At 29.2% G+C, this 19,776-nt stretch carries 15 protein-coding genes; 8 read left to right on the top strand and 7 right to left on the bottom strand.

Annotation, left to right across the window (positions count from 1 at the left end; all coding sequences use genetic code 11):
* Window positions 1–77 precede the first annotated feature (77 nt).
* The gene (locus ACTG46_RS12380) at window positions 78–1,460 is read right to left on the bottom strand and encodes a peptide MFS transporter (RefSeq protein ID WP_479922905.1); all 1,383 of its coding nucleotides are present in this window, start codon (window positions 1,458–1,460) and stop codon (window positions 78–80) included.
* A 255-nt stretch (window positions 1,461–1,715) separates the two neighbouring features.
* Between ACTG46_RS12380 and ACTG46_RS12375 the strand changes: the two genes are divergently transcribed.
* Window positions 1,716–2,063, top strand: a complete 348-nt coding sequence (locus tag ACTG46_RS12375) for a cupin domain-containing protein (protein ID WP_054270727.1) — start codon at window positions 1,716–1,718, stop codon at window positions 2,061–2,063.
* A gap of 17 nt (window positions 2,064–2,080) precedes the next feature.
* Window positions 2,081–3,115, top strand: coding sequence for a DUF6398 domain-containing protein (locus ACTG46_RS12370; RefSeq protein ID WP_074179686.1), 1,035 nt, complete (start codon window positions 2,081–2,083; stop codon window positions 3,113–3,115).
* A gap of 48 nt (window positions 3,116–3,163) precedes the next feature.
* Here ACTG46_RS12370 and ACTG46_RS12365 read toward each other — a convergent pair whose 3' ends face one another.
* Window positions 3,164–4,213 (bottom strand): PTS sugar transporter subunit IIC, encoded by a 1,050-nt coding sequence (locus ACTG46_RS12365; RefSeq protein ID WP_054270725.1) that lies wholly within the window; start codon window positions 4,211–4,213, stop codon window positions 3,164–3,166.
* Window positions 4,214–4,487: 274 nt separating this feature from the next.
* Between ACTG46_RS12365 and ACTG46_RS12360 the strand changes: the two genes are divergently transcribed.
* A complete protein-coding gene (locus ACTG46_RS12360) occupies window positions 4,488–6,023 on the top strand; it encodes a hypothetical protein (RefSeq protein ID WP_479922904.1) in 1,536 nt (511 codons plus the stop codon).
* A gap of 320 nt (window positions 6,024–6,343) precedes the next feature.
* Here ACTG46_RS12360 and tnpB read toward each other — a convergent pair whose 3' ends face one another.
* The 3 genes from tnpB to ACTG46_RS12345 all read right to left on the bottom strand — a co-directional run bounded on the left by tnpB (window position 6,344) and on the right by ACTG46_RS12345 (window position 8,759).
* Window positions 6,344–7,453, bottom strand: coding sequence for an IS200/IS605 family element RNA-guided endonuclease TnpB (gene tnpB, locus ACTG46_RS12355; RefSeq protein WP_479922903.1), 1,110 nt, complete (start codon window positions 7,451–7,453; stop codon window positions 6,344–6,346).
* Between the two features lies 1 nt (window position 7,454).
* Window positions 7,455–7,532: a transposase gene (locus ACTG46_RS12350; RefSeq protein WP_141668768.1), complete on the bottom strand. Its 78-nt coding sequence runs from the start codon at window positions 7,530–7,532 to the stop codon at window positions 7,455–7,457.
* A 582-nt stretch (window positions 7,533–8,114) separates the two neighbouring features.
* Entirely contained in the window at window positions 8,115–8,759 is a 645-nt protein-coding gene (locus tag ACTG46_RS12345; RefSeq protein ID WP_479922902.1) for an aspartate/glutamate racemase family protein, read from the bottom strand.
* Between the two features lie 125 nt (window positions 8,760–8,884).
* Between ACTG46_RS12345 and ACTG46_RS12340 the strand changes: the two genes are divergently transcribed.
* Window positions 8,885–10,288: an aminotransferase-like domain-containing protein gene (locus tag ACTG46_RS12340; protein WP_479922901.1), complete on the top strand. Its 1,404-nt coding sequence runs from the start codon at window positions 8,885–8,887 to the stop codon at window positions 10,286–10,288.
* Between the two features lie 379 nt (window positions 10,289–10,667).
* Window positions 10,668–11,936, top strand: coding sequence for a glutamate 2,3-aminomutase (gene eam, locus ACTG46_RS12335; protein WP_021385198.1), 1,269 nt, complete (start codon window positions 10,668–10,670; stop codon window positions 11,934–11,936).
* Window positions 11,937–12,028: 92 nt separating this feature from the next.
* Here the strand turns inward: eam and ACTG46_RS12330 are convergent, their stop codons facing one another.
* Both ACTG46_RS12330 and ACTG46_RS12325 read right to left on the bottom strand, forming a co-directional pair.
* On the bottom strand, window positions 12,029–12,385 hold the full coding sequence (locus ACTG46_RS12330; RefSeq protein ID WP_054270721.1) for a hypothetical protein: 357 nt from the start codon (window positions 12,383–12,385) through the stop codon (window positions 12,029–12,031).
* Between the two features lie 150 nt (window positions 12,386–12,535).
* The gene (locus ACTG46_RS12325; protein ID WP_054270720.1) at window positions 12,536–13,630 is read right to left on the bottom strand and encodes an AI-2E family transporter; all 1,095 of its coding nucleotides are present in this window, start codon (window positions 13,628–13,630) and stop codon (window positions 12,536–12,538) included.
* Window positions 13,631–14,099: 469 nt separating this feature from the next.
* Here ACTG46_RS12325 and ACTG46_RS12320 point away from each other — a divergent pair, with 469 nt between their 5' ends.
* The 3 genes from ACTG46_RS12320 to cspBA all read left to right on the top strand — a co-directional run bounded on the left by ACTG46_RS12320 (window position 14,100) and on the right by cspBA (window position 19,775).
* On the top strand, window positions 14,100–14,921 hold the full coding sequence (locus ACTG46_RS12320) for an AAA family ATPase (protein ID WP_407815009.1): 822 nt from the start codon (window positions 14,100–14,102) through the stop codon (window positions 14,919–14,921).
* A gap of 20 nt (window positions 14,922–14,941) precedes the next feature.
* On the top strand, window positions 14,942–16,138 hold the full coding sequence (locus ACTG46_RS12315; protein ID WP_054270718.1) for a vWA domain-containing protein: 1,197 nt from the start codon (window positions 14,942–14,944) through the stop codon (window positions 16,136–16,138).
* A 241-nt stretch (window positions 16,139–16,379) separates the two neighbouring features.
* The gene (gene cspBA, locus ACTG46_RS12310; RefSeq protein ID WP_479922900.1) at window positions 16,380–19,775 is read left to right on the top strand and encodes a bifunctional germination protease/germinant receptor pseudoprotease CspBA; all 3,396 of its coding nucleotides are present in this window, start codon (window positions 16,380–16,382) and stop codon (window positions 19,773–19,775) included.
* Window position 19,776: the final 1 nt, after the last annotated feature.

Below are 19,776 nucleotides of genomic sequence, written 5' to 3'. Positions count from 1 at the left end.
ACTAAATATAATAAAAAATCGAGGTATTATGTACCTCGATTTTTTATTATATTTTTTACTCTATTTAGAAAAAGTTTTTAATTTGATAATTCTACTAATTTTTTGTTCATTATAAGCAATATAATTCCAAATAGTAATAAGAATGATGGTATTACTATGAATACTTGTAACATACCAAGCTGGTCTATAATAGCTTGTGTATAACCAGATAATTTATTTGCTGCAAATTTACCTAAAAACCAAACACCCATTAGAAATGAAATATATTTTTCAGGTGAAAGTTTATTTACCATACCATATCCAACTGGAGAAAAACAAATTTCTCCTATACTTTGGAATGTTAAAAATCCAACTACCCAAAATACACTTGCCTTATGAATAGAATTAGGGTCTGTTCCTGTTTGCATAACTGCTACTATCATGAATAAAAATGCAATAGCTAATAGTATAAATCCTAGACTCATCTTCTTGGGTACACTTAAATCACCTTTTTTAGTTTGAGATAGCTTTACCCATACTAGAGCAGATATAGGTCCAAGGATGACACAAAGAAGACCATTATATGAGTCTATCCATGAAGTTGGGATTTGAAAATTACCAACAGCAAGATTTATGTGTTCCTTTGTATATAAGGCAATAGACATAGAGGCTTGATTGTATGCTATCCAAAAAAATACTGTAAAGAAAGCTAAGACTAATATTACCACTATTCTTTTTTTCTCAACTAAAGTTAATGGTTTGGAAGCTAACATCTTCTTATATTCAAGTGATTTCTTTATAGATTCTCTTCCATTACTAAATTTATTATTTGAAGATCTATAAAATTTTTTGTTGCCAAGGATAAAAAATAATAAACCTATTAGAACAGTAATTGATGAAAATAAGAACACATATCTATAACCATACATGTTTATAGAGGCACCACTTTTCATAGCAAACCATTCATTAGCAACTAAACCACATACTAAAGGTCCAAATAATGTTCCTAAATTGGTAGCCATGTATGTAATAGAGAAAGCTCCATCTTTTCGTGGGTCATCATTAGTATATAGATTTCCTACCAAAGTGTGTAGGTTGCCTTTATAAAAACCTATTCCTAATCCAGATAAGAATATCATGATATTTATATCCATTTTACTATCTGCTAAATATCCTAAAAAATAACCAATTGATACCATTATCATTCCAAGTATAATACAGTTTTTGGGACCTAAAAATCTATCACTTACCCATCCACCAATAACTGGAGAAAAATAAGTCCATGCCAAAAAAGATGCAAGCATTGATGCTGATTCTGCTGGTGTTAATCCTAAACCACCTTTGGATACTTGTTCAGCTAAAAATAATAATAATACCAACTTCATACCATAGTATGCAAGTCCTACGAAGGTAAATATTGAACAGCAGAAATATAAATCCTTAGGTTGTTTAAGTTTTTCTTGAGTTTTTGAAACTGACATATGTATAGAACCTCCAGATAAAAAATTTAACAAAAATTTCCCATACTATATGAGTATATGTTTTTTTGTTAGAGACGTCAACTTATGGGACAATTTAATTAAATTGCAATATATGTAAAAATAGTGTCATTTTTATATATTCAGTAATATTTTTTTATGAGAATATATGTTATTATTATATTAAAATACAACATATTATGGAAAGGATATGCCAATTTAGTAGTTAGATTGATTGTTTGGCAGGTGGGATGAGCTATGATAAGAAAGAAATCTGAATTACAAGTAGAATTAAAAGAAAATTTGAATGGTGGTATTGGAAAAGTTAGGCTTGAAAACATAATACAAAATGAAGAGCTTAAAGGGAAAGGAAGACTATTTAAAAGAATAGCTTTACCAGCAGGAAGTTCAATTGGTGTGCATGACCATACAACAGATTTTGAAGTATACTATATATTAAAAGGAAAAGGTAAAGTATTTGATAATGGGGAGTTTATAGAAGTTAATGAGGGTGATGTAGTGTATACAGCTGATGGTGCAAAACATTCTATAGAAAATATAGGAGAAGAAGAACTTGAATTTGTAGCACTAGTTTTATATATGTAAAATATGGAGGAGAAGTCATGACAAGCAAGATAGAAGAAATTAAAGACAAGATAAATAGATTTTGCAACTCCAATTTGAATCAAGAATATAAAGATATAAGTTTTAAAATTTTGCAAAACCTTTTGGATAATAACAAAGAAACAATTCATTCTTCTAGAGCTGATATATGGTCTTCAGCTATACTAAATATAGTTTTGGAGCAAAATCTTTTATATAATAAGAAGCATCCATTACATATAACAAAAAAAGAATTTTCAAAACAAATAGGTGTTTCTTTAAACACTATAAATAATAAATCATCTTTGATAAAAGAAGTTTGCAGTATTGACTTTTTAAATCAAGATACTATAGCTATCTCTAATGTAGAATTTTGGGTTAAAGAGACAAATTCTAAATCCAATTCTATAGACTTAGATTTAGAAAAGAAGAAAATATTGTATAAAAGATACATTAAGCTATCACAAGATGCTAATAGCAATATTGAATCAATTAGATATATGGAAGAAGCTGTAAATATAGGGAAAAGTATGATTACAAAAGAAGATAAAGAGCTTGGATTTTGGAAAGGTCTATCTACTAGAGCTTATATGATAGCGCTTGAATCTCTTGCTAGGAAGCTAGAAAGTATTGACAACTTAAATGAGTCCAAAAAAGTATTAGAGTATTTAATAGCAATTAATCCTAGTGATGAACAAGGAATAAGATATAAGTTGTTAAATATATTGATTAGATTAAATGATAGAACTTCAATAAATAAATTATTTGAGCTTTATAAAGAAGAAAAGTCTGCTACATGGATGTACAGTAAAGCTCTTTATTACTTTAAAAATAACAGTATGTTTTTAGCAAATGACTCTATTAAGGTTGCTAAAAGTAAAAATAAATATATTGGATTATATTTATTAGACTGGAGAAATGCTTTTGGTAGAGAATTTGTTACAGAAGAAGAAAAGGCTGAAGCTGTATATTACTATGATGAAAATATAGTTCTTTGGAATGAAGTAAAAGGTTCAATAGACTGGTTATTAAAAAAGATGTTGGAATTTTCATAAAAAAAACTACTCCTTACTTTTATACAAGTAAAAGGAGTAGTTTTTAATTTATACATCTAGTTTTAAATCTCCTGGTTTTATTAAACCTTTTTTTCTCATAAATTCTGAAATTAGCAAAGTTACAATAGCAGGAAGTATAAAGTTAAGTAAAAGTATACCAACCCACATAGTTATACCTCCTTTTCCAGCACTCTGCATAGCAGTTACTGTCCCAAATTGGCCAACCAATCCACAAGTACCCATACCAGAACCAATAGGGATATTCTCCATTTTAAATATTGTTGTAGATAATGGTCCAAGTAATATTGAAGCAACAGTAGGTGGAATCCAAATTTTCCAATTTTTTATTATGTTGGGAACCTGAAGCATAGATGTACCAAGTCCTTGTGCAACTAGACCACCTACCCCATTTTCTCTAAAGCTCATAACAGCGAAACCTACCATTTGGCAACAACAACCAACAGTTGCTGCTCCACCAGCAAGACCTCCTAAACTAAGCATCATACAAATAGCTGCACTACTTATAGGTAATGTAAGAGCTATTCCAACCAGTGCAGAGACTAGAGCCCCCATTATGATGGGTTGCATAGTTGTAGCTTGCATTATTATGTTTCCAAATGAAGTCATAAATGCAGAAACAGCTGGACCAATAAGTTGAGCTACAAGTACTCCAATTAGTATTGTTACAGCAGGTGTAACTAATATATCTACTTTTGTTTCTTTTGAAACTAATTTACCAATCTCTACAGCAAAAAGTGTAGCGACAAATGCCCCAACAGGACCCCCTAATTCATTACCACAAGCTCCAACAAGTGCACAAGAAAATAGCACAAGTGGAGGTGCTTGAAGTCCATACGCAATAGCCACTGCTATAGCTGGACCTGTAACTTGTTTAGCAAGAGGGCTTATAACTTCAGTAAAAAGAGAAATATTGAAGTTGTCTCCTAATGTGTTAAAAATTGTTCCAATTAAAAGGGAAGAAAAAAGACCGAGTGCCATGTAACTTAACGCATCAATAAGATACCTTTGAACAGAAATTTCAATGTTTTTTCTTTTAGCAAATGATTTGAAATCTTTTTTTTTGTAATTGATTTCCAATTTAAAGTCCTCCTCATATAATACAAGTATAAATTTCTTTTGAATTAATTATATAACTTTTTAGCTGACAAGACAAATGTTATTTCACTAAAATTAGACTATTGTAATAGTAAGAAATTAACACTAATTTTAGTTTTAAATTTTAAATTTATGGTTTATAATTAGTATAGGGATATTCTGAAATATAATACTTTTCCAGTTTATCCCAATATTTAACTTAGGTAGATTGCTTACAAAACAAATGATTATATATTAGGCTAAAGGAAGTGGATAGATGAGATTTGTAGAAAATAAGAAATACAGAAAAATTGCCATAATTATATCTATTCCTATATTGCTTGTTGCGCAGTACTACCTTTTTAAATTTGGAATACTTAGACCAATGGTAAAGGGAGTAGAAATCGAAATTGTAGATGGGGAATATGTTAAAGATTTAGATAAATATGTAGTAAAACTAAATGAAACAGTTACTTTATCTACTGGCGAATATATCAAGGTTCCTTCATATGCTAAAGACCCAAATATTTGGTTTAATGTGTTGGATAATTCAGGGACTTTAAAAATAGATGGAAATAAGATGACAGCATTAAAGGTTGGGTATTCTTCTGTGGGTATTATGAAGAATTCAAGAGTGTTGAAAAAGGCTACTATAAAGGTAGTAGACCCAGAAGTAGAATCACTAGATATGGAGATTAATGGGGATTTAAAACATGTTGGTGATAGTGCTACTATAGAAAGTACAATAGAGGTTGATTATGACAAATTTAAAAAGTCATATAAACCTATTTATAAGAGTAGTAATGATGATGTGCTAAAAATTAAAGGAAATACAGTAAGTGCAGTTGGAGTTGGAAAAGCCACAATATATGCTAAGTGTGGAAATAAAGAAGTAGAGAGAAGCTTTAGAATTCAAGCTAAAGTTGCTGAAATAAATATGAATGATGTAAAAATAGAAGTTGACCAAAATGAAAAATTAAAACCAGATATAATAACTTCTCCACCTGGTTTAGAGCCACCAAAAATATATTATGAGTTAGCGGATTCAAAGTTACCTGTAGAAAGAGCAATAAGTCTAAGTAGTGATGGAAATATCGTAGGGCTTAGAGAAGGTAAGGAAAGAGTAAGGATAACTTGTGGAGATAAATCTAAAATAATAACTATAACAGTAGTTAAAGAAACTATAACGAATGACTATATACAAAATTTAGTAGGGTCACATAAAATAGTAAATAATAAAGTTATTATTAAGCTTGAATGGGATTATATGAAAGATGTCTTTGATTATGATATATATCTTAAAGACAAGTTGTCAGGAGAATCATTTAAGAAAATAAAATCTATAACTGTAAATGAAAGTGATTTAGGAAAATCACAAAAAGTATATGCTACTATAGAAGTAGATATAAAAGATAATCAAAATTTAGATTTTGATATTTATGTTGTAGGTAAGAAAGATTCAGATACAACTAAGCCAAGTAATATCATAAATATTACTAATGGAAATTCAAATTCAAATGATGATAATAATATTCAAGATATGAAGGTTGAAAACATATCAGCTAATGTTGACAGAGAAAACAATGTTATTAGGGTTAATTGGAGTAGTGTATCTCATAAGGGTTGTACCTATAGTATATATGTAAAAAACAATACTAATGGAGAGGGAGATTTTACATTGTATCAAAGTGATATACAAGGTAATGAGCATACTATAAGTATTCCTGAAGGAGACTTAAATATGAATATCTATGTTGTTGCAAATTACGATGGGAAAAACTCTCAAAATAGTGATGTTATAAACGTAAGATAGATTTGTATACAGATTAAGAGTACTAAGTTTGTGATTTATTGAAAAATTAAATTAAAAAAGGATAGTATAAGTAGAATTATACTATCCTTTTTTATATAAGGGTTTCAAGTTTTTAGTTTAAGAAATATTTTTTATTAATTTAAATAATCTGAAATTGACTTTAATGCAGCTTCTATTGCATGTATTAGTGTTGTCTGAACCTCCCATGACTAAAGTCACAGGGTTCCTGTTTCATAGAATTTCGCATACTAAAATATGTCTTACTAATTCTCCACAGGCTATCCCCGTAGTTCCTACGGTTCTTACATACATTATCTATTTTAAACTGTTATTAGTCTTAATCCTTCTTTTAGTATATTTATACTCGCATTTATGTCTCTATCGTGAGTTACATTACAACAAGGACAAATCCATTCTCTTATATTTAAATTCTTAACTTCCTCGTTTTTGTACCCACATTTATTGCATATTTGTGAACTTGCAAAGAATCTACCTACCTTTACAATTTGTCTACCATACCAATTAGCCTTGTATTCTAATTGACGAATAAATTCTGACCATGACACATCAGAAATTAAGCGAGATAGTTTACTATTTCTAGTCATATTCTTTACTTGTAAATCCTCTAAGCAAATAATATCATTCTCTCGTATTAATTTAGTAGATAGTTTTTGTAGAAAATCCTTCCTTTGATTAGCTATATGCTCTTGAAGTCTTGCAACTTTTAATCTTGCTTTATTTCTATTTAAACTACCAATTGTTTTTCTCGATAGTTCTCTTTGTAATTTAGCAAGTTTGTTTAATGACTTCTGAAGATACTTAGGATTTTCTATAAAGTCTCCACAACTTGAGATACAAAATTCTTTAATTCCTAAATCTAAACCTATCTGACTATTAGTATTTTCAAATGCTTTAATATCTATATCAGTACAACATAATGATACATAATATTTTCCACTTGGTTCTTTGGATATAGTAGCATTAAGTATTCTTCCTTGAGGTATTTGTTTATCCCTTACTTTAACCATACCAAGTTTAGGTAATTTTATATATTGACTAAGGTACAGAATATTTCCATTTGTAAAGTTTGTTCTATATGAAAATCTATTAGTTTTCTTTGATTTAAATTTAGGAAATCCTGTATTTTCTTTAAAGAATTTTTTATATGCATTTTCTAAATCTTTTAAGGTATTTTGTAGTGAAAATTTGTCAGGTTCTTTAAGCCACTCTAATTCTCTTTTTAAATTGGTCAAATCAGAACTGCACTGTTTATAAGTAAAAGTTTCTTTATCATTTTCATAAACTTCTATTTTTTTAGCAAGATATTTATTATATACAAATCTACAACATCCAAAAGTTTTGTTAATTAACTCTTGCTGTTTTTTATTTGGATACATTCTAAACTTATATGCTTTTTCCACTACTATCACCTCACTTTACTTGTTTTTTATGATTATGTAGTACTGGATGTCTATATTTTACACACCATACTATATGGTATTTATACATATCTGAGCTACTTCAATTTTTCCTTACCCATCCTAATATTAACAAGGTAAATTTTTTTAAACAAGTATTTTAAAGGTTTTTATATTTATTTTTAAATAACATATGTAAGAACCATAAGTCCTAACTTTTATCATTTTTGAGGTTGTCGTTCACATAAGTTCGCTACTACCTATGCAGTTCTCTTATGAACTTCTTACACTTTCATGTAAGCACAGACTATATCTTATCCTTCGGTATTATCCGTTAAGGTCTACCCACTTCCACTACCGATAACTTGTAGTGTACTTCCCTCAAGAGGAATAGTCGTTGAAGTTTCTCCTATTCGGAGTTTACCTGCTGATTGCCCATTTTAAAGTACTTAGGGTTTAACCTTATACCATCTAACCAATTTTTTCTACTTTCGTGACTTTCACACTTAGGTTTATTTCATCCTTATGTTTTAGTTTGGTTAGCTTTAGGGGTTTCCAGCAATTCAAGTAGTATTGGATAGGTTCTATCCTATCTCTACATATAAGTTTCCCTATATGCTGACTATTTTAGCTACTAACTCACGACTAAAGTCACGAGTGTGCGTAGCTATTTTTAATCAAATAGTGGAATAGAAGTATCATTTTGTTTAATTAGAAGACCTATTTCTGTACATCCTAATATAATACCATCTACACCTTGTTCACCAAGCGTATCTATAATAGATAAGAAAGCTTTCTTTGAAGATTCAGATACAATTCCTACACAAAGTTCGTTAAATATTGTATTGTTTATTATTACACGTTCTTCTTCAGTTGGAACTAAAACCTCAATTCCATTATTAATAATTATATCTTTATAAAAATCTTGCTCCATTGTATATTTAGTACCCAATAAAGCTACTTTTTTTATTTCTTTTTCTTTCAATACTTCAGCAGTTACATTTGCTATGTTTAGTAGTGGGATGTGTATCTTTTCTTGTATTTTATCTGCTACTTTATGCATAGTATTAGTGCATATAACAATAAAATCTGCCCCTGCATTTTGTAATTTAATTGCAGCATCAGATAGAATTTTAGCACTTTTTTCCCAATTTCCACTAGACTGGCATTCTTCAATTTCTTGAAAATCTACACTGTAAAGTATACATTTAGAAGAATGTAGCCCACCTAATCTTTCTTTTATTACTGTATTAATAACTTGGTAATATGTAATGGTACTTTCCCAACTCATTCCTCCAATTAAGCCTATAGTCTTCATATTGATACCTCTCTTGTTCTCTGTATTTGGAAATAGCTATTTACAAATACAAGTATAGCATCTAGAATAAAAGCATACAATAATAAAATTGTATGGAGGACAATTATATTAAAAGGAGTAATTATATGCCAATAAATTCATTTGAAAACTATCCTATGACATGGAAGCCAAAATTAAATAGTCGAAAGCCACCAATATATAAAACTTTGGCGATGTTATTAGAAGAAGATATTAAAAGAGGAAATTTAAATCCTGGAGATAAATTACCTCCACAACGAGAATTAGCAGATTTTCTCGATTTAAATTTGAGTACAATAACACGAGCATTTAAACTTTGTGAAGAGAAGGGGTTGATATGTGCAAAAGTGGGAAAAGGAACTTTTATTTCATCTGATGTAAATGTGAGCAATACATTGTTATATCAAACAGAATCAAAAGATATAATTGAACTAGGAACAGTGCATCCTCCCTATGAGCAAAATACATATATTGTTGATTTTATTAAAAATGTGTTAAAACAACCAGAAATGGATAGGTTTTTGCAATACATGTCTCCGTCTGGTACATATATGCAAAAAAAATCAATTGCAAAATGGTTAGAAAGAAATAATTTATATACTAATGAAGAAAATATACTACTATCTACAGGTGCTCAGAATGCTATATGTGCAACTTTACTAGGGTTGTTTAAAACTGGTGATAGGATTGCTACAGATTCTTTGAGTTTTTCTGGAATTAAATCAATAGCTAAAATGATAGGTATTCAATTGATTCCAATTCCTCAAGAAAATAATGAAATGTCAGCAGAATCTCTTGAAAGTTACTGTAAAAATGAAAATATAAAAGGCATATATCTTATACCAGACTATCATAATCCAACAACACATTCTATGTCTAACTTGTCTCGTCAAAAAATAGCAGATATAGCAAAAAAGTATAATATAATAATCATTGAAGATGCAATAAATAGTATTCTTAGACCTAATATACAAACGCCTATATTTTCTTTGGCTAGTAACAATACTGTATATATTTTTAGCACGTCTAAATTTTTATGTGCAGGTCTTAGAATAGCATTTGTAGTTGCTCCAAAAGGCTATATGGAAAATCTAGAAAAAGCACTATATAACATGAATTTAATGGTATCTCCATTTATGGCAGAAATAGTACACCGTTTACTATATTCTCCTATTATAGATAAGATTATAGAAGAGAAAAAAGATGAGATTGTAAAAAGAAATGAAGTTGCTGATAAAATTTTATCAGATTACAGTTTAATTGGTGATAAAAATTGTAGTTTTCGTTGGTTGCTTCTTCCTGACGAATTGGATGGAAAGTCATTTGAAATATGTGCAAAAAATCTAGGAGTTCAAGTGTATTGTGCTGAACGTTTTTCTGTTGGCAATTCTACAGTACCAAAAGCAATTCGTATTTGTGTAACAGCTCCAAAGAATGTAGAAGAATTGGAAAAAGGTCTGAATATAATAAAGTCGCTTCTTAAGAATCAGAGCTATTTTACTATGATTTAATTAAATAAATAAAAAAGCGGAGAAATTTATTATAATAAGCCTCCGCTTTTATTATTTAATGAAATACTTTATTTTCTATTAAAATTTTAACTTTAATAATCTTGAAAATATAATCGTTTTATGGTAAAATAATTCTTAAAAATAGAAAAAATTAATCATTTGTTAAAAAAAATGCATAATATATTGTAATTTATTGACGAAAGTGGAAAAATATTCACAAATGTGTAAAATAACAGAAAAAATGCAAAAATAAGTTCAATTTCATTTGTTATAAAATCTATATGGCAAAGTTAAATCTGCCTATCAGAATGATATAAACACATCAGAAAGGAGGATGCTATCAAATAATATGAGTAGTTAATTTTGATAGCGAAGAATTATGAATGAACAAACTAGAATATCCTTAGAGAGAGCTGCTGAACTAAAATCAAAAATTGATGATTATATTCAGGCTAGAAAAACGATTAACAGAGGGCTTGAAAAAGAAGAAGAGATAAATAAACGAAAACAGAAAATATTAAATTTATTAAATGGAACAGAAGAAGATTGGAATAACTACAAATGGCAATTATCAAATAGAATAACAGACGTAGATACTTTATCAAAAATTATAACTCTAACTAAAAAAGAAAAAGAATATATAAAAGAGGTTGGTACTCAGTTTAGATGGGCGATATCCCCGTATTATTTGAGTCTGATAGACCCAGAAGATATATGTGACCCAATAAAATTACTGTCCATACCAACACATATAGAATTGGAAGATGAACAAGAAGATTTAGACCCAATGGGAGAAGAGTACACAAATCCAGCAGGATGTATAACAAGAAGATATCCAGATAGACTGATAATAAATGTAACAAATGAGTGTGCTATGTATTGTAGACACTGTCAAAGAAGAAGAAATATTGGTCAACAAGATTCTCACAAGTCAAAAGCTATTATACAAGAGTCTATAGACTATATTAGAGAAAATGAAGAAATAAGAGATGTGTTGGTGACTGGAGGAGATGCTCTTACATTAAAAGATGATTATTTAGAATGGATTCTTAGTCAACTTAAAGAAATACCACATGTTGATTATGTCAGATTAGGAACTAGAACTCTTGTTACAATGCCACAAAGAATTACAGATGAATTTTGTAATATGCTAAAAAAATATCATCCTATATATATAAATACACATTTCAATCATCCAATGGAAATAACTAAAGAATCTAAAGAAGCTTGTGAAAAGCTAGCAAATGCAGGAGTTCCATTAGGAAATCAAGCAGTGTTATTGAATGGTATAAATAATGATAAATTTGTAATGAGATGTTTAAATCAAGAATTATTAAAAATAAGAGTAAAACCGTATTATATATTCCAAAGCAAGCATGTAAAGGGAACAAAACATTTTAACACATCAGTGGATGATGGTCTTGAAATAATGGAGTATCTAAGAGGATATACATCAGGAATGGCTATACCAACATATATAGTTAACGCTCCAAAAGGAGGAGGAAAAACTCCATTACTTCCACAATACCTTGTATCAAAAGGAACAGATTATGTTATGCTTAGAACATGGGAAGGTAAAGTTGTAAAAATGGAAGATGAACCTGCTGTAGATATAAAGAAACTTATAAAAGAGCAAGCTCAAGATTAATAAATATTTAAATTGCAAAAAAAAGAAACAACTTTAAAATAAAAATAAAATGGATGCTAAATTTATATCAATTTGCATCCATTTTTTATTAGTTATTTATTATTTTGTTGTTGATTAACTAATTCAAGATATCCACTTGGGTGGAAGTAATATATCTCAGAAGTATTTTCATTTACAAAGTAACCGATGTCACCATCTGCATCTGGTAAAAATACATAACCGTTAAGATTTTTAGCTTTTAGTGCTTCGAAATCGCTAGCATTTCCTTGATATATGTAATCAACTTCATTGTTGTATTTTATTAAAAGTTCTTTAGCTTGTTCTTGAGTCAATTTAGTATTTTGGCTTACAGGAACATTCTTTTGTGAATCAGCATAAGAAGATTCATTTACTGGTGCAGTTAATAACAAACAAGATAAAACTAATAAAGATATAAGTGCTTTTTTCATACTAAAACCCTCTTTCGTGTTTAATTATATAAGATTCATTACTTAATAATATTGTATGTTTCCTATAATTAAATATTACCATTAAAGAGAATAATATTACAGTTACACAGCTGTAACCTTTGATTACAAAATCGTAATTAAATTGTATTTTTATTCCATCTGTATTTTATCATGTCTACGATTTACAAATTCACAGAAATATATCTTTATAACACCCATCACAGGGGCTGATAGAATCATGCCTGGTATACCAAAAAATCCTCCTCCAACAGTAACTGCTAGTATTGTAAAAAATGGACTAAGACCTAGTTGTCCACCTACAATTTTTGGTTCTATAAATGTAACTTCAACTTGCTGAATTATTATTAAATAAATTAAAGAAGTTAGTGCAGTTGTCGGATTAGAGAATAAATTAATTATTACAACTGGTGCCATACCTATTACTGGACCAAAATATGGAACCATATTCATAACACCCATAAGCGTACCAAATAACAGTGCATATTCAGATTTTAAAAAGTAAAGACCAATTCCAGAAAGTACTCCAACTATAAAAGAGTCTAGAATCTTTCCTGTAAAGTATTTACCAATATTCATGTTTAAGCTCTGACATAATTCTATTATAAAATCTCCATACTTTTTACCCAAAGAAATATAAACTATCTTCTTCGTAAATAATAAGAATTTTTCTTTTTCTAATAATATATAGAAACAAATTATAAAACCTAAAAGAAATTGTACTATAAATTTTCCAACAGAGAATGTAGTACTAAATATTCCTCCAAGTGAGCCAATAAGCAAGTTACTAAACTTAGGCATTACACTCATAATTTTGTCACCGTATTCTTTTAGTGTGTTAGGGTCTACTGATTGTAAACTTTTACCTAAATCAAATAAAAACTGCTCTGTTTTATCTATATATGTAGGAACTTGAGATACCAAATCAGCTAAACTATTTACTATGGATGGAACTGTAAATAGTATAAAGGCAATTAGTATAACTATGAGTACACCATAAGTAAGAAGTAATGAGTATATTCTCTTAAAATTTAGTTTGCTTTCCAAAAACTTTACTAATGGATTGAATATATATGCTAATATAAATGCTATTATAAATGGTGTCAATAGTGACATTAATAGACTTACCATTCCAAAAAAGTATTTATAATTATCAATAACTTTAATTAAGATATATGAAACAACCACCGTAAGTACAATATTTAAATAAATTTTTTTATCTTGCAAAACAACACAACCTTTCTTATATTTGTTAAATTTTAAAATATCTAAATTTAAGTTCAAGTTAATATTTATAGCTTATTATACAATAAAAAGCAGTATTAATATAGTATGATTAATATGAAATTATAAATACATTAAAATTTTATATTTATGATTAAAAATGATGAAAATTAATTAAGTTATGTTTATATATAACTTAATTCTAAAAAAAGTGATATTCTCGGTTAAAGTAAGTTTATTATAATTTAAATTTTGTATAAGATACTCTCTTTTCATGCTTTTTTAAATATATATTTCATTTAATTATGACAAATAAAGATAAAATTTAAATATTTTAGAGGTAATTTTACTTGGATATAGAATTTTAGAATAATACTATACAAATGTATTGTCTTATTATTTTTTATATTAAAAATAGTAATAAAGTCTCTATATACATTTAGAAAATTATTGTTTAAAAGGAGTAGAACTTATGATAAAAAAAGAAATAGGTAATTTTAAAGGTACTAGTGATTATGTGGTATCACCAGAATTAATGGCATCAGTTAATGTTGCTATTGCTCTTGAAAAACCACTTTTGATTAAAGGTGAACCTGGAACAGGTAAGACCATGCTTGCACAAGCGATTTCAAATGAACTAAAAAAAGATTTAGTAATTTGGAATATAAAGTCAACTACAAAAGCTCAAGAGGGTCTTTATGTATATGATACTGTTCAAAGACTCTATGACAGTCAATTTGGAGGAGAAGGAGTAGACGATATTAGTAAGTACATAAAATATGGTAAATTAGGAGAAGCATTTAGTTCAAAGCAACAAGTAATTCTTTTAATAGATGAAATAGATAAAGCAGACCTAGAATTTCCAAATGACCTGCTTTGGGAATTAGATAAAATGGAGTTTTACATAAATGAAACAAAAGAAACTGTAAAGGCTAAACAAAGACCTATAGTTATTATAACTTCAAATGCAGAAAAAGAACTTCCAGATGCATTTTTGAGAAGATGTATATTCCATTATATAGAATTTCCTGATAAAGAGATGATGGAAGAAATAGTCAAAGTACATTTTGATAAGGTAGAAGAACATCTATTAGAACAAGTAATGACTACTTTTTATTGGATTAGAGGGCTAAAAGAAATACAAAAGAAACCTAGTACATCAGAATTAATAGACTGGATACAAGCATTAACTTTGAGTGGAATTCCTATCGAAAAAATAGAGAAAGAAGTTCCTTTTGCAGGAATACTACTTAAAAATAACGAGGATATTGAATCTATGCAAAGACGTTTATAGTTAATAGGAGCTGGATAATTATGTTTATTAAATTTTTTTATTTATTGAGGGCAAGAGGATTAGATATATCTTTAAATGAGTGGATGACTCTAATCGAAGCATTGGACAAAGGTCTTTGTTATTCAAATTTTTCAAATTTCTACTACCTTTGTAGGATGATTTTAATAAAAAGTGAAAGTAATTTTGATAAGTTTGATGCAGTATTTTTAGAGTATTTTAAAGGAATAGAACATCAAGAAGAAATTCCAGAAGAAATTATGAATTGGCTTAATAAAACAGATATAAATTTAGAAGAATTTGAAAGACTAGAACAAAATCCCAATATAAATCTTGATGAATTAAGAGCTAAGTTAGAAGAACGTATAAAAGAACAAGATTCTCCACATAATGGAGGTAATTATTGGATAGGAACAGGAGGTACTTCTGAATTAGGGCATTCAGGAAAGGGACAAACTGGTATACGTATAGGTGGAAATTCAACCTATGGGAGAGCTGTTTTGGAAGTTGCAGGAGAAAGAAAATATAGAGATTTTAGAGATGATGAAGTTCTAAATATGCGTCAGTTTCAAGTAGCACTAAAAAGGCTTCGTCAATTTTCTACTAGAATAGATACTCCAAAAACAGAGCTTGACTTGGATAAGACTATTGAAGAGACTTGTAATAATGCAGGGTATTTAAAGTTGTTTTTTGAGAAGCCAAGAAAAAATACAGTGAAGCTTTTATTACTTATGGACTCAGGTGGCTCAATGAGAGGATATAGCACTCTATGTAATACACTATTCCAGTCTGTAAGCAAATCAAACCATTTTAAAGATGTAAAAGTATATTATTTTCATAACTGTATTTATGATAGATTATTTACAACACCTGAATGTTGGTTAAGTAAATCCATTGATACTGAATGGATATTACAAAATATAGATAAAAACTATAAAGTTATAATTGTGGGAGATGCTTCCATGTCACCTACTGAGTTACTTAATATTGGTGGTAATTACCGTGGACCATACAATTATACTCCTGGAATAGAATGGCTAAAAATATTTAAAAGAAAGTATAGTAAAATAGTATGGTTGAATCCAGAATTGAGAGATGGGTGGGATTCAATTAGTTATTGGTATCAGACTCAAAGATTAATACAAGGTGAATTTAATATGTTTCCATTAACTGTAAAAGGTTTGGAGAAAGCACTAAAAAATTTAATGGTGTCAAGGTAAAATAAATAATAATGAGGCTGTCTCAAAATAGAGATAAGCCTCTTTTTAATTGTTGAAATAATAAAAATATATCTGATTTCATACAAAAAAGGGTGTAATGAACTAAAAAACTAAAGTATTTCTAAATAGTATATACTATTTAGAAGATATGTTTGCATAAATGAAATTTAAAAATTATATACTCTGATACATTTTAGAACTACAGAAAACATATACATTAATAATAATTTTAGAAATCGAGGTGATTATAATAAATTATGAATTAATTGTAAAATACAATGGAGATATATTGAAATTAGAACAAGAATTAGGAGTTTCAGTAGAGATACTTAATTCATCATATGCGATAATAACATCAAATAATGAAGAAGATGTAAACACACTTTTGACTTATCCAGAAATTGAATTTATAGAAAAACCTTTCATATTACAGACTCAGGATGTTCAAAGTTTTTCAAGCACAGGAATAACAGGGTTTAAGAATAGAACTGGATTAACTGGAAAAGGAACTATAATTGGTATAATCGATTCGGGAATAGATTATACTCTACCTGTATTTAGAGATAGTGATGGAAGGTCTAAAATATTATATTATTGGGACCAATCTATTCAGGGAAATCCACCAGAGGGTTTTAGAGAGGGGACATTATATACTAATGAAGATATAAATAATGCAATAGATGGAAATATGTATATACCTATTTCAACAACCAGTTTACATGGGACACATGTTGGAGGTATCTGTGCAACCATTGCAAGTGATGCTAGGATAATAGTGGTGAGAGTAGGAAATATACAGACAGATGTTTTTTCAAGAAGTACAGAGTTCATGAGGGCAATTAAATTTATTTTAGATAGGGCATTAGAATTAAGAATGCCTGTTACGCTAAACATAAGTTATGGAAGTAATGAAGGCTCACATAGGGGAACATCCTTATTTGAACAATATATAGATGATATGTGTTTATTTTGGAAAAATAATATAGTTGTAGCAGCTGGAAATAATGCAGATAAAGGTGGTCATAAAAGGATTAGACTGCGAAATAATATTACAGAAGAAGTTGAGTTTGTAGTTGGAGAAGGAGAACGTATATTAAATATAAATATATGGCCAGATTTTGTTGATGACTTTAGTGTACATTTGGTAAGTCCATCAAATACTCAAACACAATCAATTTCTCTGACTTCAGGCGAAATAAGAAATACTTTGGGAGAAACTAGAGTAACTGGTTATTTTTATCCTATAGCACCATATTCTCTCACAAGGAGAGTGACCTTGCAATTAAGTTCAAATACACAAATAAATCCAGGCTTATGGAGAATTATATTTGAACCAATAGACATTGTAACTGGTAATGTAAACATATATTTGCCAACTTCTGAAGGATTAAATAGAAATACTAGATTTCTGATTCCTACTCAAGAACTTACTGTAACAGTTCCTGGGACAGCAAGTAGAGTTATAACAGTAGGTAGTTTTAATTCAAGAACAGATATAGTATCCATTTTTTCTGGGGAAGGAGATACACAATTAGGTGTATTTAAGCCAGATTTATTGGCTCCAGGAGAAGATATAATATCTTTTTTACCAGGAGGTACAAGTGGAGCATTAAGTGGAACTAGTATGGCTACTCCTCATGTTACAGGTGTCTGTTCATTATTTATGGAGTGGGGAATTGTAAATGGAAATGATTTATTTTTATACTCTCAGAAATTAAGGGCATTACTTTTAAAAGGGGCAAGAAGATTAACTAATCAATCTTACCCAAACAATTCATCAGGCTTTGGGTTTTTAAGTTTAGCAGATATAGATTTATACACCTTATCTAATATAAATCAAGACTTGGAGACTGATGGTATTGTATATAGAAGTGTTAACAAATCATTTAAAGATGAAGAAAATAATTATAAACTTATAGATGGTTATAATAATATAAAAAATGATATTAGCTTAGATAGTTTTTGTAATGAGGATATGAATAGACAAACTGGGGTTCTGGCAGGAATAAATATAATTCATACTCCTGAATTTGAAAGTGAATTAAATGCTTTAGGTATGGGCTCTAATTTTATTAAATTAAGCGATTCATTAGGCATATTACCTATAGATGCTTCTGATTATAACAGTATACAAAGGATATTGGAACTTCCATCAATTATAAGGTCAGAATCAACTATAAAGATGTCATTACTTGGAACTATTAACCAAGGGACTTTTGGTGGTATAGTTGCAACAGAAGAGATAGGTGTAAATTTCTTTAAAAACAATCCAAATATTACAATAACAGGAAGAGGCACTCTTATAGCAATTGCAGATACAGGAATAGACTATCTACATAAAGATTTTATTTATCCAGATGGAACTTCAAAGATAGTATATTTATGGGATCAAACCAAAGAAGGAAGTCCACCTGAAGGTTTTTATATTGGAACAGAATATACACGAGAAGATATAAATCGAGCTATTGCAAATAATGACCCTAGTCTATCTCAAGATGAGGTTGGTCAAGGAACAATGCTTAGTGGGATATGTGCAGGATTGGGAAATGTAAACAGTGAATATGCAGGGATAGCAGAAGATTCAGAATTAATAATAATAAAACTTGGTAAGATAGATGGTTTTTATAATAGTGCGATGCTATTTGCTGCGTCTCAGTATGCATATAAAAAAGCTTTTGAACTTGGAAGACCAGTAGTTATAAATGTATCTTTAGGTAGCAGTAGTCTAGCTGGCTTAACTAATAGGAGTAATAGTGAAAAAGCTTTCTTTACAAGAGGTCTATGTATAACAGCGGGGGCAGGAAATGAGGGTAATACACAAACACATACATCTGGAAGGATACTACATGCAGGTGGATCTGTTGATATTGAGCTAGAGTTAAGTGAAGATGAAGAAGAATTATCATTAGAACTTTGGTTAAACAAACCAGATAAGGCAGATGTAGTAATAGTATCACCTTCAGGTGAAGAAAGTAAAAGTGTAGGCGTATCAAGTTACAATAGAGTCACTGGTCTATTTGATTTAGAAGGAACTGATTATTTTATAACATATGTATATCCAACTACTTTTTCAGGTCAGCAGTTCACTAATATTACCTTGAAAAATGCTAAAAGAGGCCTTTGGAAAATCAGATTAATTGGGGTTTATATTATAAATGGTATATATAACTTGTATTTACCAAATAGAGTGCTTCTAAAAAGTGGAACTAGATTTAGACAAGTTGACCCTTTTTTTACTATAAATTATCCAGCTATTCAAGATGATTTAATAACTGTAGGAGCATATAACACTATCAACAATAGTTTATGGCAAAGCTCATCAAGAGGGCCAACCATTGAAAATAGATTGAAGCCAGATTTAGTGGCACCAGGAGTAAATATAATAGCAGCTTATCCTGGAAATAAATATGCAACTATAACTGGCACAGCAGCAGCAAGTGCACATGTTGCAGGAGCTGCTGCAATGTATTTTCAATATACTTTTGCTGATGGTAGATATCCAAATCAAGCATATGTTCAAAAAGTAAAAACATTTATGCAAGCTGGGGCTAAGAAAAATTTAAATACAGTATATCCAAATACAAGTGCCGGATATGGTTCTTTAGATGTTAGGGGTATGTTTGATGTGTTAAGGTAGG

This window comes from Clostridioides sp. LIBA-7678, assembly GCF_056716065.1.
The sequence above is the reverse complement of the archived record's forward strand: the minus strand, read 5'-3'. Positions and strand labels throughout refer to the sequence as shown.

What these genes read in the sequence shown, in the direction of transcription:
- ACTG46_RS12380 (WP_479922905.1), bottom strand. Translation starts at nt 1,460, where the DNA reads ATGTCAGTTTCAAAAACTCAAGAAAAACTTAAACAACCTAAGGATTTA.
- ACTG46_RS12375 (WP_054270727.1), top strand. Translation starts at nt 1,716, where the DNA reads ATGATAAGAAAGAAATCTGAATTACAAGTAGAATTAAAAGAAAATTTG.
- ACTG46_RS12370 (WP_074179686.1), top strand. Translation starts at nt 2,081, where the DNA reads ATGACAAGCAAGATAGAAGAAATTAAAGACAAGATAAATAGATTTTGC.
- ACTG46_RS12360 (WP_479922904.1), top strand. Translation starts at nt 4,488, where the DNA reads ATGAGATTTGTAGAAAATAAGAAATACAGAAAAATTGCCATAATTATA.
- ACTG46_RS12350 (WP_141668768.1), bottom strand. Translation starts at nt 7,532, where the DNA reads ATGTATAAATACCATATAGTATGGTGTGTAAAATATAGACATCCAGTA.
- ACTG46_RS12345 (WP_479922902.1), bottom strand. Translation starts at nt 8,759, where the DNA reads ATGAAGACTATAGGCTTAATTGGAGGAATGAGTTGGGAAAGTACCATT.
- ACTG46_RS12340 (WP_479922901.1), top strand. Translation starts at nt 8,885, where the DNA reads ATGCCAATAAATTCATTTGAAAACTATCCTATGACATGGAAGCCAAAA.
- eam (WP_021385198.1), top strand. Translation starts at nt 10,668, where the DNA reads ATGAATGAACAAACTAGAATATCCTTAGAGAGAGCTGCTGAACTAAAA.
- ACTG46_RS12330 (WP_054270721.1), bottom strand. Translation starts at nt 12,385, where the DNA reads ATGAAAAAAGCACTTATATCTTTATTAGTTTTATCTTGTTTGTTATTA.
- ACTG46_RS12320 (WP_407815009.1), top strand. Translation starts at nt 14,100, where the DNA reads ATGATAAAAAAAGAAATAGGTAATTTTAAAGGTACTAGTGATTATGTG.
- ACTG46_RS12315 (WP_054270718.1), top strand. Translation starts at nt 14,942, where the DNA reads ATGTTTATTAAATTTTTTTATTTATTGAGGGCAAGAGGATTAGATATA.